Source organism: Streptomyces boninensis (genome assembly GCF_048572725.1).
Classification (GTDB): Bacteria; Actinomycetota; Actinomycetes; order Streptomycetales; family Streptomycetaceae; genus Streptomyces; species Streptomyces boninensis.
The window spans coordinates 7,024,074-7,045,053 of sequence record NZ_CP183837.1 but is presented as its reverse complement, the minus strand read 5'-3'; the positions used below and the strand labels follow the sequence as shown (position 1 = coordinate 7,045,053).

The 20,980-nt window shown below is 70.5% G+C and carries 26 protein-coding genes; 6 read left to right on the top strand and 20 right to left on the bottom strand.

The features are described 5' to 3' along the window. Nucleotides 1–210: 210 nt before the first annotated feature. A complete protein-coding gene (locus ACNNMR_RS32260; RefSeq protein ID WP_419998217.1) occupies nucleotides 211–492 on the bottom strand; it encodes an acylphosphatase in 282 nt (93 codons plus the stop codon). 172 nt (nucleotides 493–664) lie between these two features. On the opposite strand from ACNNMR_RS32260, the gene ACNNMR_RS32255 reads away from it, so the two are divergent. After that, on the top strand, nucleotides 665–1,561 hold the full coding sequence (locus ACNNMR_RS32255; RefSeq protein ID WP_419998216.1) for a CAP domain-containing protein: 897 nt from the start codon (nucleotides 665–667) through the stop codon (nucleotides 1,559–1,561). A 9-nt stretch (nucleotides 1,562–1,570) separates the two neighbouring features. Here the strand turns inward: ACNNMR_RS32255 and mutM are convergent, their stop codons facing one another. The 9 genes from mutM to ACNNMR_RS32210 form a co-directional block, all read right to left on the bottom strand. Then, nucleotides 1,571–2,428: a bifunctional DNA-formamidopyrimidine glycosylase/DNA-(apurinic or apyrimidinic site) lyase gene (mutM, locus tag ACNNMR_RS32250; RefSeq protein WP_419998215.1), complete on the bottom strand. Its 858-nt coding sequence runs from the start codon at nucleotides 2,426–2,428 to the stop codon at nucleotides 1,571–1,573. Then, nucleotides 2,428–3,180, bottom strand: a complete 753-nt coding sequence (gene rnc, locus ACNNMR_RS32245) for a ribonuclease III (protein ID WP_419998214.1) — start codon at nucleotides 3,178–3,180, stop codon at nucleotides 2,428–2,430. The genes mutM and rnc overlap by 1 nt, the downstream gene beginning before the upstream one ends. Before the next feature lie 17 nt (nucleotides 3,181–3,197). Then, complete coding sequence (gene rpmF, locus ACNNMR_RS32240; protein WP_419998213.1) at nucleotides 3,198–3,371, bottom strand: 50S ribosomal protein L32; 174 nt, start codon at nucleotides 3,369–3,371, stop codon at nucleotides 3,198–3,200. A gap of 2 nt (nucleotides 3,372–3,373) precedes the next feature. Continuing rightward, the gene (locus tag ACNNMR_RS32235) at nucleotides 3,374–3,988 is read right to left on the bottom strand and encodes a YceD family protein (protein ID WP_420000554.1); all 615 of its coding nucleotides are present in this window, start codon (nucleotides 3,986–3,988) and stop codon (nucleotides 3,374–3,376) included. Between the two features lie 93 nt (nucleotides 3,989–4,081). Further along, nucleotides 4,082–5,164 (bottom strand): cell division initiation protein, encoded by a 1,083-nt coding sequence (locus ACNNMR_RS32230; RefSeq protein WP_419998212.1) that lies wholly within the window; start codon nucleotides 5,162–5,164, stop codon nucleotides 4,082–4,084. Nucleotides 5,165–5,189: 25 nt separating this feature from the next. Then, nucleotides 5,190–5,669 (bottom strand): pantetheine-phosphate adenylyltransferase, encoded by a 480-nt coding sequence (gene coaD / locus ACNNMR_RS32225; RefSeq protein ID WP_420000553.1) that lies wholly within the window; start codon nucleotides 5,667–5,669, stop codon nucleotides 5,190–5,192. 35 nt (nucleotides 5,670–5,704) lie between these two features. Further along, a complete protein-coding gene (rsmD, locus tag ACNNMR_RS32220) occupies nucleotides 5,705–6,268 on the bottom strand; it encodes a 16S rRNA (guanine(966)-N(2))-methyltransferase RsmD (RefSeq protein ID WP_419998211.1) in 564 nt (187 codons plus the stop codon). A gap of 27 nt (nucleotides 6,269–6,295) precedes the next feature. Continuing rightward, nucleotides 6,296–8,509, bottom strand: a complete 2,214-nt coding sequence (gene recG / locus ACNNMR_RS32215; protein ID WP_419998210.1) for an ATP-dependent DNA helicase RecG — start codon at nucleotides 8,507–8,509, stop codon at nucleotides 6,296–6,298. Nucleotides 8,510–8,534: 25 nt separating this feature from the next. Further along, the gene (locus ACNNMR_RS32210) at nucleotides 8,535–10,244 is read right to left on the bottom strand and encodes a DAK2 domain-containing protein (protein WP_419998209.1); all 1,710 of its coding nucleotides are present in this window, start codon (nucleotides 10,242–10,244) and stop codon (nucleotides 8,535–8,537) included. Between the two features lie 145 nt (nucleotides 10,245–10,389). Here ACNNMR_RS32210 and rpmB point away from each other — a divergent pair, with 145 nt between their 5' ends. Next, a complete protein-coding gene (rpmB, locus tag ACNNMR_RS32205) occupies nucleotides 10,390–10,575 on the top strand; it encodes a 50S ribosomal protein L28 (protein ID WP_165240806.1) in 186 nt (61 codons plus the stop codon). A gap of 63 nt (nucleotides 10,576–10,638) precedes the next feature. Here rpmB and thiD read toward each other — a convergent pair whose 3' ends face one another. Beyond that, entirely contained in the window at nucleotides 10,639–11,433 is a 795-nt protein-coding gene (thiD, locus tag ACNNMR_RS32200) for a bifunctional hydroxymethylpyrimidine kinase/phosphomethylpyrimidine kinase (RefSeq protein ID WP_419998208.1), read from the bottom strand. Beyond that, the gene (locus tag ACNNMR_RS32195; protein ID WP_419998207.1) at nucleotides 11,434–12,396 is read right to left on the bottom strand and encodes a thiamine-phosphate kinase; all 963 of its coding nucleotides are present in this window, start codon (nucleotides 12,394–12,396) and stop codon (nucleotides 11,434–11,436) included. 203 nt (nucleotides 12,397–12,599) lie between these two features. On the opposite strand from ACNNMR_RS32195, the gene ACNNMR_RS32190 reads away from it, so the two are divergent. Both ACNNMR_RS32190 and ACNNMR_RS32185 read left to right on the top strand, forming a co-directional pair. After that, complete coding sequence (locus ACNNMR_RS32190; protein WP_419998206.1) at nucleotides 12,600–12,833, top strand: Lrp/AsnC family transcriptional regulator; 234 nt, start codon at nucleotides 12,600–12,602, stop codon at nucleotides 12,831–12,833. A gap of 19 nt (nucleotides 12,834–12,852) precedes the next feature. Then, nucleotides 12,853–13,350 carry a DUF3515 domain-containing protein gene (locus tag ACNNMR_RS32185; protein ID WP_419998205.1) on the top strand — a complete coding sequence of 166 codons (498 nt, stop codon included), beginning with the start codon at nucleotides 12,853–12,855 and terminating at the stop codon, nucleotides 13,348–13,350. On the opposite strand, the gene ACNNMR_RS32180 is transcribed toward ACNNMR_RS32185, so the two are convergent. The 4 genes from ACNNMR_RS32180 to ACNNMR_RS32165 form a co-directional block, all read right to left on the bottom strand. Then, nucleotides 13,319–13,531 carry a hypothetical protein gene (locus ACNNMR_RS32180; protein WP_419998204.1) on the bottom strand — a complete coding sequence of 71 codons (213 nt, stop codon included), beginning with the start codon at nucleotides 13,529–13,531 and terminating at the stop codon, nucleotides 13,319–13,321. The genes ACNNMR_RS32185 and ACNNMR_RS32180 overlap by 32 nt on opposite strands. 109 nt (nucleotides 13,532–13,640) lie before the next feature. Further along, nucleotides 13,641–14,795: a D-alanine--D-alanine ligase family protein gene (locus ACNNMR_RS32175; RefSeq protein WP_419998203.1), complete on the bottom strand. Its 1,155-nt coding sequence runs from the start codon at nucleotides 14,793–14,795 to the stop codon at nucleotides 13,641–13,643. Nucleotides 14,796–14,828: 33 nt separating this feature from the next. Continuing rightward, entirely contained in the window at nucleotides 14,829–15,830 is a 1,002-nt protein-coding gene (locus tag ACNNMR_RS32170; RefSeq protein ID WP_419998202.1) for an NAD(P)H-dependent glycerol-3-phosphate dehydrogenase, read from the bottom strand. Continuing rightward, complete coding sequence (locus ACNNMR_RS32165; protein ID WP_419998201.1) at nucleotides 15,827–16,567, bottom strand: lysophospholipid acyltransferase family protein; 741 nt, start codon at nucleotides 16,565–16,567, stop codon at nucleotides 15,827–15,829. Before ACNNMR_RS32165 ends, ACNNMR_RS32170 begins: the two co-directional genes overlap by 4 nt. A 90-nt stretch (nucleotides 16,568–16,657) precedes the next feature. Between ACNNMR_RS32165 and cofC the strand changes: the two genes are divergently transcribed. Both cofC and ACNNMR_RS32155 read left to right on the top strand, forming a co-directional pair. Further along, nucleotides 16,658–17,350, top strand: a complete 693-nt coding sequence (cofC, locus tag ACNNMR_RS32160) for a 2-phospho-L-lactate guanylyltransferase (RefSeq protein WP_419998200.1) — start codon at nucleotides 16,658–16,660, stop codon at nucleotides 17,348–17,350. A 9-nt stretch (nucleotides 17,351–17,359) separates the two neighbouring features. After that, nucleotides 17,360–17,563 (top strand): hypothetical protein, encoded by a 204-nt coding sequence (locus ACNNMR_RS32155; protein ID WP_419998199.1) that lies wholly within the window; start codon nucleotides 17,360–17,362, stop codon nucleotides 17,561–17,563. A 137-nt stretch (nucleotides 17,564–17,700) separates the two neighbouring features. Here ACNNMR_RS32155 and ACNNMR_RS32150 read toward each other — a convergent pair whose 3' ends face one another. The 4 genes from ACNNMR_RS32150 to leuC form a co-directional block, all read right to left on the bottom strand. Next, the gene (locus ACNNMR_RS32150; protein WP_419998198.1) at nucleotides 17,701–18,405 is read right to left on the bottom strand and encodes an HU family DNA-binding protein; all 705 of its coding nucleotides are present in this window, start codon (nucleotides 18,403–18,405) and stop codon (nucleotides 17,701–17,703) included. Between the two features lie 126 nt (nucleotides 18,406–18,531). Then, nucleotides 18,532–18,744 (bottom strand): hypothetical protein, encoded by a 213-nt coding sequence (locus ACNNMR_RS32145; protein WP_419998197.1) that lies wholly within the window; start codon nucleotides 18,742–18,744, stop codon nucleotides 18,532–18,534. A 139-nt stretch (nucleotides 18,745–18,883) separates the two neighbouring features. Then, on the bottom strand, nucleotides 18,884–19,477 hold the full coding sequence (leuD, locus tag ACNNMR_RS32140) for a 3-isopropylmalate dehydratase small subunit (protein ID WP_419998196.1): 594 nt from the start codon (nucleotides 19,475–19,477) through the stop codon (nucleotides 18,884–18,886). Nucleotides 19,478–19,482: 5 nt separating this feature from the next. Continuing rightward, nucleotides 19,483–20,907, bottom strand: a complete 1,425-nt coding sequence (gene leuC, locus ACNNMR_RS32135; protein WP_419998195.1) for a 3-isopropylmalate dehydratase large subunit — start codon at nucleotides 20,905–20,907, stop codon at nucleotides 19,483–19,485. Nucleotides 20,908–20,980 lie beyond the last annotated feature (73 nt).

The window sequence follows — 20,980 nt, the reverse complement described above, 5'->3', positions numbered from 1 at the left end:
TCCATGCCGAACAGCACGGGTGCGCGGGGCTTCCAGCGTCTCACCAAATAGTTTGACGGTCAACACGATCACGCCCCGCAACCGCGGCCGGCCCGGTATACAGGGCGCCCGGGGGGCTCTGGTGATCTCTGCACCGCTCTTGGGCGGCAGCCTCCCATGACCGGGCCCGGATGGCAACCAGCAGTTCAGAACAGGTACAGCGCGGCGCTATCAGCGGATGTCGAAGGTCGGATAACCACCTCGCGGGGTATCCCAGATTTCCGTCACACCGTCGACCCGCCCGGGCGTGTCGCCCTCCCGCAGCCACGCCAGCAGGCGCTCACAGGCCGCACGCTCCCCTTCCGCCACGACCTGCACGCGGCCGTCGGACAGGTTGGAGGCGAAGCCGGTCAGGCCGCCGATCTCCAGGGCGGTGGCGCGGGTGAACCAGCGGAAGCCGACGCCCTGGACGATCCCGCGGACCCAGGCGGTGAGCCGAACACTCTCGTTCATAGGCGCAAGGTAACCGGCCATTTCGCGGGAATCACATCCGCCCCACCCGACATGGCGTACGGTGGCCGGTCAAATGGATCCCCCGAATGGGTGACAATAGGGGCCGGGTGTTGACACTATCAACCTCCGTCACCCCCGACACAGCCGCCTAGCCATGTAAGGAACGATCCGGATGGGACGCCACAGACGCGACGCCGACGAGCCCGCTGCGGTCCCCACCCCTCGGAGCGGGGAGCGGGGCCAGCACCGCAAGCAGAGCGCCGCGCGCGCCGGCATGCTCGGGGCCTCCGCCGCGGTCGCGGTGGGCGCGCTCGCCATGGGCTCCGGGCTGGTCGGCGGCAACTTCGACCTCTCGCCGAGCGGCGGCGACGGCAAGGTGACCGCGGGCGGCGGCGCGAAGCCGAGCCTGGAGAGCCAGCAGGTCGACCCGGATGACGTGGCGCCGCGCGACTCCTCCCCCGCGAGCCGCGAGTCGTCGCGCTCGCCGCTGCCGTCGACGTCCTCCCCGGCGCCGGAGAAGAAGAAGTCCGAGAAGCCGGCCCCGCCGTCCTCCTCGGCCCCGTCCTCCGACGACGCGCCGGAGTCCAAGAGCAGCACGCCGACCCCGACCCGTACGCCGTCGGAGAAGCCCTCCACCACCAAGGCGCCCGACCCGACGCCCTCGAAGTCGGCCTCCAAGACGCCGAGCGCCACCACCGCCGCCGAGCAGCAGGTGCTGACGCTGGTGAACCAGGAGCGGGCCAAGGCGGGCTGCCAGCCGCTGAAGGCCGACCCGGCGCTGGCCTCGCTCGCCGGTGACTTCAGCGAGGACATGGCCAACCGCGACTTCTTCGACCACACCGACCCCGACGGCGACGACCCCTGGGACCGCGCCCAGTCGGCCGGCGTAGACAACCTCGGCGGCGAGAACATAGCCCGCGGCCAGGCCAACGCCCAGTCGGTGATGGACTCTTGGATGGAAAGCGAAGGCCACAAGGCCAACATCCTGAACTGCGACTTCAAGACCCTGGGCGTGGGTGCGTACTTCGCCGACGGCGGGCCTTGGTGGACGCAGAGCTTCGGGTACTGAGCCGGCGCGCTATCCCTTGCGCGGCGGGCGCTGGCAGCGGGGGCAGTAGTAGCTGGAGCGGTTCATCCAGGGGCGGCGGCGGATGGGGGCGCCGCAGCGGCGGCAGGGTTCGTCCTCGCGGCCGTAGGCGTCCAGTGAGCGCTCGAAGTAGCCGGACTCGCCGTTGACGTTCACATAGAGGCTGTCGAAGCTGGTGCCGCCGACGTCCAGTGCGGCGTTCATCACATCCCGGGCGTGGCCGACGAGGGCCGCGGTCGCCGGGCGGGTGAGGGTGGCCGTGGGGCGCTCGTAGTGGAGCCTGGCGCGCCAGAGGGCCTCGTCGGCGTAGATGTTGCCCACGCCGCTGATGAGGGACTGGTTCAGCAGCGCGCGCTTGACCGTCGTACGGGAGCGGCGCAGGGCCGCGTGGAAGGCGTCCTCGTCGAAGAGCGGGTCGAGCGGGTCGCGGGCGATGTGCGAGATCGCGTCCGGCAGGCCGGCGTCGTCCGTGTCGTGGAGCGACAGGCCGCCGAAGGTGCGCTGGTCGACGAACCGCAGCTCCGAGCCCTCACCGTCGCTGAAGCGCACGCGGATGCGGAGGTGCTTCTCGTCGGCGGCGTCCTCGGGCTGGACCAGGATCTGGCCGCTCATGCCGAGGTGCGCGAGGATCGCGGCCGGAGCGTCGGCCAGGGGAAGCCACAGGTACTTGCCGCGCCGGGCGGGCTCGCCTATGCGATGGCCCTTCAGCCGCAGCGAAAAGTCCTCGCCGCCCGCGGGGTGCCGCCGGACGGCACGCGGATGCAGCACGTCGACATCCGCGACCGTACGCCCGGCGACCCAGCGGGCGAGCCCGCGGCGTACTACTTCGACCTCGGGCAGCTCCGGCATCAGGCGGAGGCCGCGTCCGCCGGCTCGCCGCCCGACGCGGCCTTCGCCTCGTCCGCCGCCGAGCGGATGGCGCGCCACGCCGTCTCCGCCGCCTGCTGCTCCGCTTCCTTCTTGCTGCGGCCGGTGCCGGTGCCGTACGCGACACCACCGACGCGAGCAGCAGCCGTGAAGGTCTTCTCGTGGTCGGGGCCGGTCTCCGAGACCAGGTACTCGGGCACGCCGAGGCCCTCCGCCGCGGTCAGCTCCTGCAGCGAGGTCTTCCAGTCCAGGCCCGCGCCCAGGTTCGAGGAGTGCTCGATCAGCGGGTCGAAGAGCCGGTGCACCAGCTCGGAAGCGGCCTCCAGGCCCTTGTCCAGGTACACCGCGCCGATGACCGCCTCCAGCGTGTCCGCCAGGATCGAGGCCTTGTCGCGGCCGCCCGTGCCCTCCTCGCCCTTGCCGAGGCGGATGAAGGCGCCGAGCTCGAGGCCGCGGCTCACCTCCGCGAGCGCGCGCGAGTTGACCACTGCGGCCCGCAGCTTGGCCAGCTGGCCTTCCGGCAGGTCCGGGTGGGTGCGATAGAGGGTGTCCGTGACCACCAGGCCAAGGACCGAGTCGCCCAGGAACTCCAGGCGCTCATTGGTCGGCAGCCCGCCGTTCTCGTACGCGAAGCTGCGATGAGTCAGCGAGCGCGCCAAAAGGGCGGACTCGACTTCATAGCCGAGCCGCCCTTCCAAGAGCGCGAGGGGCTGGGTCGTGCTGTCGTCCGACATACGCCGTCCCCTGCCGGTCAGACCTCGAGGACCTGGCGCTTGTTGTACGTACCGCAGCTGGGGCACGCGATGTGCGACTGCTTCGGCTCGTGGCAGCGCTCGCACGCCACCAGGTTCGGGACCGCAGCCTTCCACTGCGAACGGCGGTGGCGCGTGTTGCTGCGCGACATCTTCCGCTTGGGAACAGCCACGGCTACTTCTCCTGGTTCTCGCCGGCGCCGTCGCCGGCACCGTTCACGTCGATATCCTTCAGCGCCGCCCACCGGGGGTCGGCTGCTTCATGCTGGTGGTCCGGGTCGTCCGCCAGCCGCGCTCCGCATACGGAGCACAGGCCCGGGCAGTCTTCCTGGCACACCGGCTGCAGCGGCAGTGCGAGCACCACCGCGTCGCGCAGCACGGGCTCGAGGTCGAACAGGTCGTCCTCGAGGTGGTACGACTCCTCCTCGTCGTCCTCCTCCTCGGCATCCGCGCCCTTGAGGGTGCGGCCCTTGAAGTCGATCTCCGGGTAGGAGTACATCTCCTGGAAGTCCACCTCGAGCTCGCGCTCGAGAGGCTCCAGACACCTTACGCATTCACCCGTCGCCTTGGCACCGGCGGTGCCTGTGACGAGCACGCCCTCCATCACCGACTCGAGCCGCAGCTCCAGCGTGACAGGGGCGCCCTCCGGGACCCCGATGACCTCGATGCCGAGATCCTTCGGAGCCTGCACGGAACGCTCGATGCGCTGCATGGCACCGGGGCGCCGACCCAGCTCGCGGGTGTCGAATACGAGCGGGCTGCGGTGGTCCAGACGGCCTTTCACAGCGATGAGCTTCTTCCATGCACCCTGCACGCGGGCAGGGACGAGTGACGCGAACGTTCAGGATACCCGGATGGGGCCGCAAGACCCAATCGGGGTGGATCAGCGGCTGTGGCCGCCCTGGCCCTCTTCATAGCGGCGGACGTCGTCCAGGTTGATCATGCTGGTGTCGAAGAGGGAGGTCTCGTCGAGGGCGGCAGCCTGAGGGGCGAGCTGCTGGTGTTGCTGGTGCTGCTCGTAGCCCTGGTGCTGGTAGCCCTGGGCGGCGTACTGCTGCTGGTAGGCGGCCGGGTCGTACGCGGGCTGCTGCTGGTACGGGTCCTGGTACTGCTGGTAGCCGCCGGCGTCGTAGTACGCGGGCTGCTGCACCTGCTGGGGCTGGGGCTCCGGCTGGACCTGCGGCTGGGCGACCGGCTGCGCCGGGTGCTCGGCCAGGTCCGCGAGGTAGCTCTCCTCGCTGCCCGTCTGGTGCGGGATCAGGGCGCGGTCCTGGTCCTCCTGGCCCGGCATGTGCCCGGACAGCTCCTCGATCGGCTTGGCCCGGCCCTCCAGCTTCTGCCGGCCGCGGCCGACCGCCTCCAGGGTCTTGGACAGCACCGCCTCGAAGGCGCCGAACTGCTTCTGCACGTACTCGTCGGCCCGGCGCCGCAGCGTTTCCGGGTCGTGGCTGCGCTCCGGGGCCTCGTCGTAGCCCGGGTCGGGGTTGTTCGGGTCGTACGGCTCCTGCTGCTGGTCGTAGTCGTCCATGCCGAGCAGCTTGGTGCGGCCGCGGTCCACCGAGCCGATCGTCTTCGTGAGGACGACCTCGAAGTTCGCCAGCTTGCTGTCGACATAGTCGTCGGCGGACGCCCGTACCTCCTCGGCCTCGGCCTGCGCCTCGGCGAGGATCCGCTCGGCCTCGGCCTGGGCGCGGGAAGCGACCTCGGTGTGCGAGATCAGCTCCCCGCGCTGCGCCTGGGCCTGCTCGATGATCCGCTCGGCCTCCATGCGGGCCTGCTCCACCACCTGCTCACGCCCGCCGATCAGCTCCTGCGCCTGGGCGAGCGAGCCGGGCAGCGCCTGTCGTACCTCGTCAAGCAGCTCGAGCAGCTCTGTGCGATTGATCACGCAGGATGCCGACATCGGCATGGAGCGCGCGCCTTCTACGGCGGCGACGATGTCGTCGAGCTTCTTCTGTACGTCCATGGGGGATGACTCTACGGCCAATCCGTCAGCGCTGTGCGAGCCGTTCGGCAAGTGCTGACTGGATGAGCGGCGGCACGTACGCCGAGATGTCGCCGCCCCATGCCGCGACCTCCTTGACCAGCGAGGACGACAGGAAGCTGTGGGTGGGGTTGGTCGGGATGAAGAGGGTCTCCACGCCCGAGAGGCCGTTGTTCATCTGGGCCATCTGCAGCTCGTAGTCGAAGTCGCTGACGGCTCTGAGGCCCTTGACGATGGCAGGGATGTCGCGCTGCTTGCAGAAGTCGACAAGGAGGCCGTGGTACGACTCGGCCTTCACATTGCCGTACTCGGCGGTGACCTGGCGGATCAGGTCGATCCGCTCGTCGACGTCGAAGAGGCCCTTCTTCGACTTATTGATCATCACGGTGACGTAGACCTCGTCGTACAGCTTCGAGGCGCGGGCGATGATGTCGAGGTGTCCGTTGGTGATGGGGTCGTAGGACCCCGGACAGACGGCGCGACGCACAGGTCGTTCCTCGCTCTCCGGTCCGGTCGTGAGGGTCATGAGGCGGCGCGACCGTACCAGAGGGTGCCCTCGCCGTAGCGACGGTCACGGAGGGCTTCGAAACCCTCGGGCCACTGGAACGCACCGCCTCTGGTGCTGCGTTCCACGGTGGCCAGGGCGTCGGCGGCTAGCCAGCCTCCGGTACGGAGTGTGACCAGGATCTCCCGTACCGACTGGTCGGTCACCTCGTAGGGGGGGTCCAGGAAGACGATGTCATAGGGGTTGCCAGGAGGCGGGCCGGTGACCACCTGCTCGGCCTTGGCGGCGCGGATCTCCGTGCCCGGGAGGTCGATGGCCTTGGCGTTGGCGCGGATCGTACGGACGGCTTTCGCGTCGGCCTCGACGATGAGGGCGTGGGCGGCGCCGCGGGAGAGGGCCTCCAGGGCGACAGCTCCCGAGCCGCCGTAGAGGTCGAGGACGCGGCTGCCCTCCACGCCGTGGAGGGACTCCCAGGTGGAGAAGAGGGCCTCGCGGGCGCGGTCGGAGGTGGGGCGGGTGCCATTGCCTGGCGGCACTGCCAGGCGGCGGCCACCTGCAGTTCCGGCGATCACGCGGGTCATGGGACAACTTTATGGCTTGCCATGGCTTCAGCCCTTGTCGAGGTATTGCTCGCGTTCCTCGTCGAGAAGAGCGTCTATGGCCGTGCGCAGGTCCGGGTAGGCGGTCAGCTCCGGGTCGTCCGCGACGATCGCCGTGGCCTCCTCGCGGGCCGCCTCGATGACCTCCTCGTCGTCGATGACGGTGAGCATCCTCAGGCTGCTGCGGGCGCCCGACTGGGCCTGGCCGAGGACGTCGCCCTCGCGGCGCTGCTCCAGGTCGATGCGGGAGAGCTCGAAGCCGTCGAGGGTGGCGGCGACCGCGTCGAGGCGGGTGCGGGCGGAGCTGCCTTCGGGCATCTCCGAGACCAGGAGGCACAGGCCTGGCGCCGAGCCTCGGCCTACCCGGCCGCGGAGCTGGTGCAGCTGGGAGACGCCGAAGCGGTCGGCGTCCATGATGACCATGACGGTGGCGTTGGGGACGTTCACGCCGACCTCGATGACCGTGGTGGCGACCAGGACGTCGACCTCGCCGGCGGCGAAGCGGCGCATGACGTCGTCCTTGGCGTCGGGGGGCATGCGGCCGTGGAGGTATTCGAGGCGGAGGCCCTGGAGGGGGCCGGTGGACAGCTGGTCGGCGATGTCGAGGACGGCGAGGGGTGGGCGCTTCTCGGCCTCGTCCTCGGGGGTCGGGTTCTTTTTCTTGGCCGCCGCCTTGTCGTCCTCGTCGTCGCCGATGCGGGGGCAGACCACGTACACCTGGTGGCCCGCCTCCACTTCCTCGCGGATGCGCTCCCAGGTGCGGGACAGGAAGTGCGGCTTGTCCTTGGCCGGGACCACGTGGGTGGCGATGGGTGAGCGGCCGGCGGGGAGCTGGTCGAGGACGGAGGTCTCCAGGTCTCCGAAGACGGTCATCGCGACCGTGCGCGGGATGGGGGTCGCCGTCATCACCAGGAGGTGGGGCGGCTGCTTGCCCTTGGAGCGGAGGGCGTCGCGCTGCTCTACGCCGAAGCGGTGCTGTTCGTCCACGACGACCAGGCCGAGGTCGTGGAACTGGACCTTGTCCTCGATGAGGGCGTGGGTGCCGATGACGAGCCCCGCCTCGCCGGTGGCCAGGTCGAGGAGCGGCTGGCGGCGGGCCGCCGTGCCCATGGAGCCAGTGAGCAGGACGACCTTGGTGGCGTGTTCCGTGCCGCCGAGCATGCCGCCTTCGGCGAGGTCGCCCATCATCTCCGTAATCGAGCGGTGGTGCTGCTGGGCGAGCACCTCGGTGGGGGCGAGGAGAGCCGCCTGGCCGCCGGCGTCGACGACGGCGAGCATCGCGCGGAGGGCGACGAGGGTTTTGCCGGAGCCGACTTCGCCCTGGAGGAGGCGGTGCATGGGGTGGTCGGTCGCGAGCTCGGTGAAGATCTCCTTCGAGACCTTGCGCTGGCCGTCGGTGAGGGTGAAGGGGAGGCGCTTGTCGAATTCGGCGAGGATGCCGTCCTGTTTTGGCTTGCGCGGTACGGCCGGGAGCTGGCTCTCGGCGGCGCGGCGGCGGGCCAGGGCTACCTGGAGGACGAAGGCCTCGTCCCACTTCAGGCGCTCGCGGGCGATGGCGATGTCGGCCTTGGTGCGGGGGCGGTGGATCTTGAGGAGGGCTTCGGGGAGGGTGGCGAAGCCGCGATCGGCGCGGAGCGCCGGTGGGAGGGGGTCGATGACGCCCTGCCAGTTGGTCGACTCCATTGAGTCGAGGACTACGTCGACTGCCTGCTGGATGCGCCAGGACGCGAACTGGCGGACGGCCGGGTAGATCGGCAGCAGCTTGTTCGCCCACTCGTCCGCTGCTTCGGTGCCGTCGGCGTCCTGGCCGGTGAGGAGCTTGTAGTCCGGGTGGGAGAGCTGGCGCTTGTGGTTGAAGACCGTCACCTTGCCGGCGAAGAGGGCGCGGCGGCCGGGGATGAGCTCCTTCTGCGGCTTGTACGCGCCCTTGCCGAAGTAGACAAGGGTGAGGCGGCCGCTGCCGTCCGTGATCACGACCTCGAGCCGGTGGCCCCGGCCCGTACCGAGCATGCCGGCCTTCTCGACCTGGGCGACGACGGTGGCGTGCTCGTCGACCTCCAGGTCGGTGAGGCGGGTGAGCTCGCCGCGCTCGGCGTACCGCCGGGGGTAGTGGTGGAGGAGGTCGCCGGCGGTGTGCAGGCCTAGGTGCTCGGCCATGACCTTTGCGGTGCGGTCGCCGAGGGATTTCTTGAGGGGCTCGTCGAGGGCCGGCATGCGGTCCATTTCACACCATGGGTGTGACATGGGGTTACTCGACGCCGATGAGGAGTGGTGGGCCTTGGCCGGCCCGGTCGTCGCTTTCGTAGATCACCGTGTCTACGGCTAGGTGGTGGCGCTGGACGTGGGTTTCCAGGCGGGCCGCCAAGTCGACGGGGGCGTGCGGGCCGGTGACCAGGGTGACCAGTTCGCCGCCTGCAGCCAGCATGCGGTCGAGGACTGTTTCGGCGGTGGTTGCCAGGTCCTTGCCGATCACCGCTACGTCGCCGTCGATCACGCCGAGCGTGTCGCCCTCCTCGCAGATGCCGGCCGAGGTCCAGGACTGGCGTTCGGCGATGGCGAGCTCGGCGTAGCGGGTGGCGCCGGCGGCGGAGGTCATGGCTACGACGTCTTCGTCGAAGCGGTGGTCGGGGTCGTGTACGGCCAGGGCGGCGATGCCTTGGACCGGGGAGCGGGTGGGGATGAGGGCGACTCGGATGTCTTCGGCGCGCGTCTGCTCGACTGCTACTGCGGCGGCGTGGCGGAGGGCGGGGTCGTTGGGGAGGAGAACTACCTCGCGGGCGCCGGTGTGCCGGATGGCCTGGGCGATTTCGCCGGCAGGTGGGGGTTCGCCGGGGTGGGTGCGGAGGACGGTGGCGCCGGTGTCGGTGCAGGCCGCCGCCAGGGCGGTGTGGGCGTCCGGGAGCACGATGACGACCGCCCGGGCGGGGGGTGGCTCGGCGGGGGGCTGCTCAGCGTCGCCGCAGAAGTGCGTGACGGAGATGCGGTGCGGGCGGCCGGCTTCGGTGCCGGCTTCGATGGCGGCGCCTGGGTCGTCGCAGTGGACGTGGAAGCGGTAGAGGCCGTCGCCTCCTGAGACGACGAGGGAGTCGGCGTTTTCGAGGGCGTCGAGGCGGGCGCGGAGGCGGGTGGCGGCTGCCTCGTCGGCGTCGAGGAGGTAGATCACCTCGTAGGCCGGGCCGCCTTCGGTCAGGTGGGGATCGTGGGCCGGGGACGGGGTTCCGCGACACCACCGAAAAACCTCTGTGGTCGGCCGCCGTCGGGGACGCTGGGGTTTTTCGGCGGCGTCGCTCCACCCCGTCCCCTCCCTAGCGCTGCCGTGTGCGGTCAGGCGGGTGGTTTCGCCCTCGCCCGCGAGGGTGTCGGCGAGCGACGCCAGGATCGTTACGAGGCCCAGGCCGCCGGCATCCACCACGCCCGCGGTGGCGAGGACCGGGAGCTGGTCCGGGGTGGTGCGGAGCGCGTCCCGCGCTCCCTCGTACGCGGCTATGGCGACCGCCGCGGCGTCGCCCTCCGCAGCCCGCGCGGCGACCGCGGCTGCCGCCGCCACTGTGACCATCGTCCCCTCGACCGGGTGCGCCACCGCCGCGCGCGCAGCGCTCGCGGCCGACTCCAGGGCCGCCGCCATCGCGGCGCCGGTCTCGGTGGCGCTGCCCGGGCCGGAGGCCCCCCGCAGCCACTCCGCCAGGATCGTGCCCGAGTTCCCCCGCGCCCCCAGCAGCGCGCCATGCGCCATCGCCTGCATCGCGTCCGCGGGGCCGGGGCCGCCGGAGGCGGGGTCGTAGGCTGTGGAGACGGCGTCCACTGCCTGGGCGGCGGACTCCACCGTCAGGTAGAGGTTCGTGCCTGTGTCGCCGTCTGCCACGGGGAAGACGTTGATCGCGTCGATCTCCTCGCGGGAGCGGCCCAGGGCGTCCAGGGCCAGGGCGCACCAGGTGCGGACGGCGGGGGCGGGGAGCATGGGGGCAGGGTAGCGATTTCGTTCCGCCGGGACGACCTTGGTATGCTGCTCAGGTTGCCCCGGTATCCACTGGGCCATCATCTTCCCGGCCGACCGTTCTGGCGTCGGGAGTTCCGTTAAGTATCTGAAGTCTTTGGAGTGACCCGTGGCTGCCAACTGCGACGTCTGCGGCAAGGGGCCGGGCTTCGGCAACAACATCTCGCACTCCCACCGCCGGACGCGCCGTCGCTGGAACCCCAACATCCAGTCGGTTCGCACGGTGGTCGGCGGGACGCCGAAGCGCCTCAACGCCTGCACCTCGTGCATCAAGGCCGGCAAGGTCTCGCGCTGACTCCAGCGCAGCCCTTGCCGGGAGCAATGGCCGGTTCGCCTGTGGCGGGCCGGCTTTTTTGCGTTATCTGAGGGCGAAGCCGTGGTCCACCGGGCCGATTCCTGAGCCCAGGGGGAAGCCTGCCCTGATCGCTCCTGTTACGTACTGCTTCGCCGCTCTGGTTGCTCCTGGCACGTCGTAGCCCCTGGCCAGATACGTCGCTATCGCGCTCGCCAGCGTGCAGCCCGTGCCGTGGGTGTGGCGATTGTCATGCCGCGGGGCGCGCAGCCAGTGTTCCTGCGTGCCGTCGGTCAGGAGGTCCACCGCCTCGTCCGACGACGGCAGGTGGCCGCCCTTGATCAGCGCCCACTGCGGGCCGTACTCCAGGATCGCTGCCGCGGCCCGGCGCATGTCCGGCTCCGCCGTCACGCGGACGCCGGTGAGCTGCGCCACCTCGTCCAGGTTGGGTGTGGCCACCGTCGCCGCCGGGAGGAGTTTCGTACGGACCGCGTCCAGGGCCTCTGCCGCGAGCAGTGAGTCGCCGTGCTTCGAGACGCCCACCGGGTCCACGACGGCTGGTGCCGCCGCGGACGGGAGCAGGCCCGCCACCGTCTCCACCAGCTCCGCCGAGGCCAGCATGCCGGTCTTGAGCGCCTGGACGCCGATGTCGTCCACGACGCTGCGGAACTGCTGCTCCACCGCCTCCGGCGGCAGCGGCCAGGCGCCCTGGACGCCGAGGGAGTTCTGCGCGGTGATCGCGGTCAGGACGCTCATGCCGTGGGCGCCGAGCGCCAGCATCGTCTTCAGGTCGGCCTGGATGCCGGCGCCGCCGCCGGAGTCCGAGCCGGCCACGGTCAGTACGCGGGGTGGGGTTGTCATTTACTCGTCGCTTCCGAAGTGGTCCCAGCCGCCGGCGGCCAGCCAGGGCTTGCCGTCCACGGTCACCTGCGGGGTCGCCGACATGGCCTGCACCTCGCCGATGACGCGCCAGCGGGCCGGGAGCTGGCGGCCGCGGGGGAAGGTGGCGACCAGGGCGTGGTCCTCGCCGCCGGTCAGGACCCACTGGAGCGGGTCCACGCCTACTGCCTTGCCGATGTCGGACATCTGGGTCGGGATGTCGAAGCTCGCGGCGTTCAGGTCGATGCGGACCTTGCTGCCGTCCGCGATGTGGCCGACGTCGGCCACCAGGCCGTCGCTGATGTCCGTCATCGATGTCGCGCCGAGGCCCGCTGCCGCCGGGCCCGCCTGGTACGGGGGCTCGGGCCTGCGGTGGGCCTCCACGAAGGCGCGGGGGGAGCGGAAGCCGCGGGAGAGGACCGCGTGGCCCGCGGCGGACCAGCCGAGCCAGCCGGTCACCGCCACCACGTCGCCGGGTCTGGCGCCCGTGCGGGTGACCGGGTCGTGGCCCTGGAGGTCGCCCAGGGCCGTAATTGCGATGGTGATCACATCGCCGCGGACCACGTCGCCGCCGACCACGGCCGCGCCGGCGACCTGGGCCTCGTCGCGGAGGCCGTCCATCAGCTCGGTCGGCCAGGTGACCGGGAGCTCTGCCGGGACCACCAGGCCGAGGAGGAGGGCCGTGGGGACGGCTCCCATGGCGGCGATGTCGGCGAGGTTCTGGGCGGCGGACTTGCGGCCCACGTCGTACGCCGTGGACCAGTCGCGGCGGAAGTGTCTGCCCTCGATGAGGACGTCTGTGCTGGCCACGACCCTGCGGTCGGGCGCCGTGATCACGGCGGCGTCGTCGCCGGGGCCGAGCCGGACGGCCGGGGTGGTGGTGAGCCGGGAGGTGAGCTCGCGGATCAGCCCGAACTCGCCCAGCTCTCCCACAGTGCCCTTCACCGTATGTCCTCCCGAGTCCCGCGTCCTGCCGCACCCATGGTGCTACGTCCTGTCCCGCTGCCGTCGGATGCCATTGTCGTCAACTTCCCGCGACCATGCGTCGCCCTTGGCGCCCCGCAGAGGACTCCCGCCCGCGGCCTGCCACGCGATAGCGTGGGCTCCCCCCTCCCGCATGATCCTCGTAGCCGCCTCCTGGAGGTCCCGTGGTACAGGCGTACATCCTGATCCAGACCGAAGTCGGCAAGGCTTCCGCGGTGGCCGAGGTGATCGCCAAGATCCCTGGCGTGATCCAGGCGGAGGATGTGACCGGGCCGTACGACGTGATCGTGCGCGCGCAGGCCGACACCGTCGACGACCTCGGCCGGCTGGTGGTCGCGAAAGTCCAGCAGGTGGAGGGCATTACGCGCACCCTGACCTGTCCGGTCGTCCATATCTGAGCCCCCGTATGCTCGCCCGGTGAAGCACTACGCCCCACCGGTCCTACTCCGTACCGCCGCAGCCGGCCTCGTGCTCGCGGCCGCTGCCGCCTGCTCGTCCTCCGGCGGGTCCGCGCAGGTGGATCCGCCGAAGCCGGCCGGCGCCGCCCGCAGCGCCTGTGCGGCGCTGACGGACGGGCTGCCCAAGGCCGTGGACGGGCAGCAGCGGCGGGACGCGGAGCCCGCGTCCCGCTACACCGCCGCCTGGGGCGACCCGGCGATCGCGCTGCGCTGCGGGGTGCCCCGGCCGGAGGTGCTGAGGCCAGGCACAGCACATTACAACCCGACCGCGGATTCGGTGGAGGTGAACGGGGTGCAATGGCTGGCGGAGCAGCAGGACGACGGCTATCTCTTCACCGCGCTGGAGCGGGCGGCCTTCGTGGAGCTGTGGGTGCCGGACGCGTACGCACCCGAGGTCGACCCGCTCACCGACCTCGCGGCCTCGGTCAAGAAGGCGGTGCCGAAGACCGGAGTGTGAGGCTGTACTCCTGGGCCGCCAGCACCGCGCCCACCGCCTCCAGCGAGGCCGCGGCCGCGTCGCAGCGGTCCGCCTGGGTGATCACCAAGTCCGGGGCGTACGCGCCCTCGTGGGGCGAGATGGTCGCGCGCAGCTGCGCGCCCTGTTCGCGTAGGGTGCGGGCTTCTTCCAGTACGGTCATGGACCAGGGCTGCCGTCGTTCAACGCCCACTGCCGCCTACCTCACGAAGTGCCTGCCCCCCGGGTCCCCGAGAGGATGCACCACACCGCCGCGGGTGTCCACTTAAGCGTCAACGCAGGCCGGTGGGCCGTCGCAGCGCCGCCTGGATGAGCTTGTCGACCAGCTCGGGGTAGCTGACGCCGCTCTCCTGCCACATCCGCGGGTACATCGAGATGGGGGTGAAGCCCGGCATCGTGTTGATCTCGTTGATGACGAACTCGCCCTCGTCCGTGAGGAAGAAGTCGGCCCGTACGAGGCCCTCGCAGGACACCGCCTCGAAGGCGGCCACCGCCAACTCCTGGACCTTCGCGGTCTCCTCGGCGCTGATCGGCGCGGGGACGACGCCCGACGCCGAGTCGATGTACTTGGCCTCGAAGTCGTAGAAGTCGTGCTCCTGCACCGGCGGGATCCAGGCCGGGACGCTGGCCCGCGGGCCGTCCTCGAACTCCAGCACCCCGCACTCGATCTCGCGCCCGGTGAGCAGCGATTCGACGATGACCTTGGGGTCGTGGCGGCGGGCCTCGGCGATGGCCTCGTCCAGGCCCGCCAGGTCGCTCACCTTCGTAATGCCAAAGGATGAGCCCGCGCGGGCGGGCTTCACGAAGACCGGCCAGCCGTGGTCGGCGGCGAAGTCCACGACCTTCTTACGGGCCGCGGCCTGGTCGCCCTCCCACTCGCGGGGGCGGATCACCACGTACGGGCCGACGGGCAGGCCGAAGGAGATGAAGACGCGCTTCATGTACTCCTTGTCCATGCCGACCGAGGAGGCCAGCACGCCGGAGCCGACATACGGCACCCCGGCGAGGTCGAGCATGCCCTGGATGGTGCCGTCCTCGCCGTACGGGCCGTGCAGCACCGGGAAGACGACGTCGACCTCGCCGAGCGCCTTGGGCACCTGGCCCGGCTCGTTGTAGACGACGTCGCGGCTCTCGCCGCCGCCGACCGGCAGCACCACGCTGCCCGTATCGGACTCGACGAGCTCCTCCACCTGCGGCACCCTGCGGTCGGCGATCGCCATCCGCTCCGGGTCGTCGGCGGTCAGCGCCCAGCGGCCGTCGGAGGTGATGCCGATGGGCAGCACCTCGTACTTGCCGCGGTCGATGGCCCGCATCACGGCGCCCGCGGTGACCACGGAAATGCCGTGCTCGGAGCTGCGGCCGCCGAAGACCACGGCGACGCGCGGCTTGCGGCCGTGCTGGCTGGGGGTGGTGTTGTCGCTGCTCATCGCCGGAAACCCTACCTGTTCGAGCGGGGTGGGTCAGTGCCCCTCGGCCTTGGCGCTGCGCGACATGAGGTCCTTCAGCGCGACGAGCGGGGGCTTTCCGTCGTGCACGATCGAGACGACGGTTTCGGTGATGGGCATGTCGACGCCGTTGCGGCGGGCGAGGTCCAGCACCGACTCGCAGGACTTGACGCCCTCGGCGGTCTGCTTGGTTGCGGCGATGGTCTCCTGCAGCGACATTCCCCGGCCCAGATTGGTGCCGAAGGTGTGGTTACGGGACAGCGGCGAGGAGCAGGTGGCCACCAAGTCGCCCATGCCCGCGAGGCCCGCGAAGGTGCGCGGGTCGGCGCCGAGACCGGCGCCCAGGCGGGCGGTCTCGGCCAGGCCGCGGGTGATCAGCGACGCCTTGGCGTTGTCCCCGAGCCCCATGCCGTCCGCGATGCCGACGGCGAGGCCGATGACGTTCTTGACCGCCCCGCCGAGCTCGCAGCCGACCACGTCGGTGTTCGTGTACGGGCGGAAGTACGGGGTGTGGCAGGCGGCCTGCAGCCGCTTCGCGACCGCCTCGTCGGTGCAGGCGACGACGGAGGCGGCGGGCTGCCTGGCGGCGATCTCGCGGGCCAGGTTCGGCCCGGTGAGCACCGCGACCCGCTCCTGCGGGACCTTGGCGACCTCCTCGATGACCTCGCTCATCCGCTTGGCGGTGCCGAGCTCGACGCCCTTCATCAGGCTGACGAGGACGGTGTCGGGGGCCAGCAGCGGCGCCCACTGCGCGAGGTTGCCGCGGAGCGTCTGCGCCGGGACGGCGAGCACCGTGAACTCGGCGTCGGCGGCGGCCTCCGCCGGGTCCGTGGTGGCGCTGACCGTCTCGGGAAGCTCGGTGCCGGGCAGGTAGTCCGGGTTTCTACGGCCGGTGTTGATGGCCTCGACCAACTCCGGGCGGCGGCCCCACAGGCGCACCTCGCAGCCGGCGTCGGCGAGTACGAGCGCGAAGGCGGTGCCCCAGGAGCCGGTGCCGAATACCGCGACTCGCGTCACTTGTTCTCCTCTGCGGACTTGCGGCGCTGTGCTGCACGGACCTTGCGCGGGTCGTACCGCTCCGCCGGGGCCTTCTCTCCGCGCAGCTCCTCCAGGAGCGCCGTGATGGCGTCCATGATGACGTCGGTCGCTTCCTTGAGGACGTCCGGGGTGGGGTCTTTCCCGTAAAAATCGGAGAGGTCCACGGGCGGTCCGGCGAGGACCTGGAAGGTCTTGCGCGGGAAGAGCTTCGGCTTTCCGTACGGCGGCAGGGCGTGGTTGGCGCCCCACTGGGCGACCGGGATGACCGGGCAGCGGGTGTCCAGCGCGACGCGGGCGGCGCCGGTCTTGCCCGTCATGGGCCACAGGTCCGGGTCGCGGGTGAGGGTGGCCTCCGGGTAAAAGGCGACGCACTCGCCCTTCTCGATCGCGGCGACGGCGCCGCGGAAGGCGGCGGCGGCATTGCCCGATTCGCGGTAAACGGGAATCTGGCCGGAGCCGCGCATGAAGGAGCCGACGAACCCCTTCTGGAAGAGACCGTCCTTCGCGAGGAATCGCGGGACTCGACCGGTGTTGTACTGCCAGTGGGCGTACGAGAACGTGTCGAGGTACGAATTGTGGTTGATCGCGGTGATGAACCCGCCGTCGGCAGGAATGTGCTCCATGCCGCGCCAGTCCCGCTTGAAGAGGACCAGGAGCGGCGGCTTCGCAATCACCGCAGCGAGCCGGTACCAGAATCCGATCTTGCGCCGGGACACCCGCGCTCCCTCCTAGTCCTGAGGCTGTCGTGAACACCGTACGCCTATACGAGAAGCCTGCCCTCCTGGTCAGGGCGACAGGAGTGGAGAATGCCGGTTGATCCCGAAGATTCGGCGGCGAGACGAGGGGGATTCGTGACGGCAGAAGCGGGCTGGAGCCTGCTGATTCCGCTCAAGCGCCTGGGGCAGGCCAAGACCCGCCTCGCGGACGCCGCGAGCGACGAGCTCCGGCCCGCGCTGGCGCTGGCCTTCGCGCTGGACACGGTGGCCGCGGCGCTGGCCTGCGATGCGGTGCGCGATGTGACCGTTGTCACGGACGACCCGGTGGCGGGTGAGCGGCTGGCGGCGCTGGGGGCGTTCGTCGCCGCCGACGCCGAGGGGGGCGGGCTCAATGCGGCGCTGGTGCAGGGGGCGGCCTTTGTACGGGCGCGGCGGCCGGACGCGCCGGTGGCGGCCCTGAACGCGGATCTGCCGGCGCTGCGGGCGGCGGAGCTCGGGGTGGCGCTGGGGGCGGCGGGGGCGTTCGTACGGGCGTTTCTCGCCGATGCGGAGGGCGTCGGGACGACGCTGCTGACGGCGGCGTCCGGGGTCGCTCTCAACCCGGCCTTCGGCGGGCCCTCGCGGGCCCGGCACCGGGCGTCGGGGGCGCGGGAGATCGTGGCCGCCGGGGTCGCTTCGGTGCGCCGCGATGTGGACACGGCGGCGGATCTGCGGGCGGCGCTGGCGCTGGGCGTGGGCCCGTACACCTCGGTGGCGGCGGCCGAGTTGCGGGCGGCCCGCTAACCTGCTGGCATGCAGGCGACGGCGTACACCTATGACGCGGAGAGCAGGAGCGGCAGCGTGCTGCTGGACGACGGGACGCCGTTGCCTTTTGATGCGGCGGCGTTCAACGCGGGGGGCTTGCGCTTGCTGCGCGTTGGCCAGCGGGTACGCATCGAGGTATCCGGGTCCGGGGAGGACCGACGGGTCACGTTCGTGACGCTGCAGACCTTCTAATTCAAGCCCGTCCGGCGTTTGAGGACGAGGCGCGAAGCGCCGATCCGGGGCGAAGCCCCGGTCCCCCTGACGGCCGCGGGCCGGGCCCCCGAAGGAGCCCGGCCCGCTGTGCGGTGTGGGACTGGCCAGCGCCAGCGTCAGCGCTTGCGCGCGGTGGCCTTCTTGGCCGTGGTCTTGCGCGTGGTCGCCTTCTTGGCAGGTGCCTTCTTGGCCGTGGCCTTCTTGGCAGGCGCCTTCTTCGCCGCGGTCTTCTTGGCCGTGGTCTTCTTGGCGGTGGTCTTCTTGGCGGGAGCCTTCTTCGCCGTGGCCTTCTTGGCGGTGGTCTTCTTCGCCGCCGACTTCTTGGCCGTGGTCTTCTTGGCTGCCGACTTCTTGGCGGTGGTCTTCTTCGCCGTGGTCTTCTTCGCGGCCGTCTTCTTGGCCGTGGTCTTCTTCGCCGCCGACTTCTTGGCCGCGGACTTCTTGGCGGTGGCCTTCTTGGTGGCGGACTTGGTGGTCGACTTGCCGCCGGAGAGGCTGCCCTTCGGGGCCTTCTTCACGGCGGTCTCGCCCGTCTTCGGCAGCTTCTTCGCGCCGCTGACCAGGTCCTTGAAGCCCTGGCCCGCGCGGAAGCGCGGCACCGACGTCTTCTTGACCCGGACGCGCTCGCCGGTCTGCGGGTTGCGGGCGTAGCGGGCCGGGCGGTCCACCTTCTCGAAGGAACCGAAGCCGGTGACCGAAACCCGGTCGCCGTTGCACACCGCACGGACGATGCCGTCCAGCACCGCGTCCACGGCCTTCTCGGCCTCGGCGCGGCCGCCGAGCTTGTCTGCGATCTGGTCTACGAGCTGTGCCTTGTTCACGTCTTCCCCTTCGGAGACTTAACTGGAACGAGTTTGTTCAAGCCTTTTCGCACGTTAGGCAGATATATACCGGCAAATCAAACGCGAAACGGTCTAATCACCCTCGTGTCGCAACCGAGTCAACCCTCAGGAGCGGGCTTCGAGCTCCGCCATGAGCCGGTCCAGGCGCCGGGCTGCGGCGGCCAGATCGTGCTTGGCGGCGGCGGTGATGACCAGCAACTGCCTAGTCAGCGCGGTCCGTTCACTCTCCGGTGCGTCCAGAGTCCGCACGCGGCTGTGCGCCTCCTTGAGTCGTGCGGCGACGGTCTCGTACAGGTCGAGTTGGCCGTCGCTTTCCATGCGCCGATTGTGCCATCTGGGGTGAGTTGTCGCCTGTTGGGGGCACAACGAGTCGCCACACGCACGACGGCGCCCCCCACCTCGCGAGGTGGGGGGCGCCGGGGCCGGAAAACCGGGCGTACTTGAGGAAAACCGCCGGTCAGGCCTGCAATGTCCGCGGCTTGAAGGCCGGCCGGGAGGCCTCGTAAGCGGCGATGTCGGGCTCGCTCCGAAGGGTGATGGAGATGTCGTCCAGGCCGTTGAGCAGCCGCCAGCGGGCGTTCTCGTCGAGTTCGAAGTCGGCCGTTACGCCTTCCGCGCGTACCTGGCGGTCCTCCAAGTCGACCGTAATCTCGGCGGTCGGGTCGGCCTCCACCAGGTCCCACAGGGCGTCCACGACCTTTTGGTCGAGTACGACGGTGAGCAGGCCGTTCTTCAGCGAGTTACCGCGGAAGATGTCGGCGAAGCGGGACGAGATGACCGTCTTGAAGCCGAAGTTCTGCAGCGCCCAGACGGCGTGCTCACGGGAGGATCCGGTGCCGAAGTCGGGGCCCGCCACCAGGACGGAGGCGCCCTGCCGTTCGGGCTTGTTCAGCACGAACTCCGGGTCCTTGCGCCAGGCCTCGAAGAGGCCGTCCTCGAAGCCGTCCCTGGTGACCTTCTTCAGCCAGTGGGCGGGGATGATCTGATCGGTGTCGACGTTGCTGCGGCGCAGCGGGACGGCCCGGCCGGTGTGCTTGGTGAATGCTTCCATGGCTCTCAGACTCCAGCCAGTTCAGTTACGTCGGTCAGGTCAGCCGGGGAAGCCAGCGTCCCGGTGACGGCCGTGGCGGCGGCCACCTGCGGGGAGACGAGGTGGGTGCGGCCGCCCTTGCCCTGCCTGCCCTCGAAGTTGCGGTTGGAGGTGGAGGCGGAGCGCTCGCCGGGGGCCAGCTGGTCGGGGTTCATGCCCAGACACATGGAGCAGCCGGCGTGCCGCCATTCGGCACCCGCGGCCGTGAACACCTTGTCGAGCCCCTCCTCGACGGCCTGCAGCGCCACCCGTACGGAACCGGGCACGACCAGCATCCGTACGCCATCGGCGACCTGACGCCCGTCGAGGATCGACGCGGCGGAGCGCAGGTCCTCGATGCGGCCGTTGGTGCAGGAGCCGACGAAGACCGTGTCCACCTTGATGTCGCGGAGCTTCTGGCCCGCGGTGAGGCCCATGTACTCCAGGGCCTTCTCGGCGGCGAGCTTCTCCGAAGCGTCTTCGTACGACGCCGGGTCGGGGACCGCGGACGACAGCGGCGCGCCCTGGCCGGGGTTGGTGCCCCAGGTGACGAACGGGGCCAGTTCCGCGCCCTCGATGACGACCTCGCGGTCGAAAACGGCGTCGTCGTCGGTCTTCAGGGTCTTCCAGTACGCCACCGCGGCGTCCCAGTCGGCGCCTTCGGGGGCGTGCGGGCGGCCCTGGATGTAGTTGAACGTGGTCTCATCCGGGGCGATCATCCCGGCGCGGGCGCCCGCCTCGATGGACATGTTGCAGATCGTCATGCGGGACTCCATCGAGAGCTTCTCGATGGCCTCGCCGCGGTACTCGATGACGTAACCCTGGCCGCCGCCGGTGCCGATCTTCGCGATGATGGCGAGGATCAGGTCCTTGGCGGTGACGCCGTCGGGCAGCTCGCCGTTGACGGTCACGGCCATGGTCTTGAACGCGCCCATCGGCAGCGTCTGCGTGGCCAGCACGTGCTCGACCTGCGAGGTGCCGATGCCGAACGCCAGCGCGCCGAACGCGCCGTGCGTGGAGGTGTGGCTGTCGCCGCAGACGACGGTGGTGCCCGGCTGGGTCAGCCCCAGCTGCGGCCCGACGACATGGACGACACCCTGCTCCACGTCACCGAGCGGGTGCAGCCGCACGCCGAACTCCGCGCAGTTCTTGCGCAGCGTCTCCAACTGCGTGCGCGAGACCGGGTCGGCGATCGGCTTGTCGATGTCGAGGGTGGGGGTGTTGTGGTCCTCGGTGGCGATGGTCAGGTCCGTCCTGCGCACCGGGCGGCCGGCCTTGCGGAGGCCGTCGAAGGCCTGCGGGCTGGTCACCTCGTGCAGCAGATGGAGGTCGATGAAGAGAAGGTCCGGCTCGCCTTCGGCGTGCCTGACGACGTGGTCGTCCCAGACCTTCTGCGCGAGTGTCCGTCCCATCGCTTTCCTCATTCGTAGATTGCGTGCGTGTGCGCCGCCGTCCGCTCCCCACGTCCCGGACGGTGACTGCCGT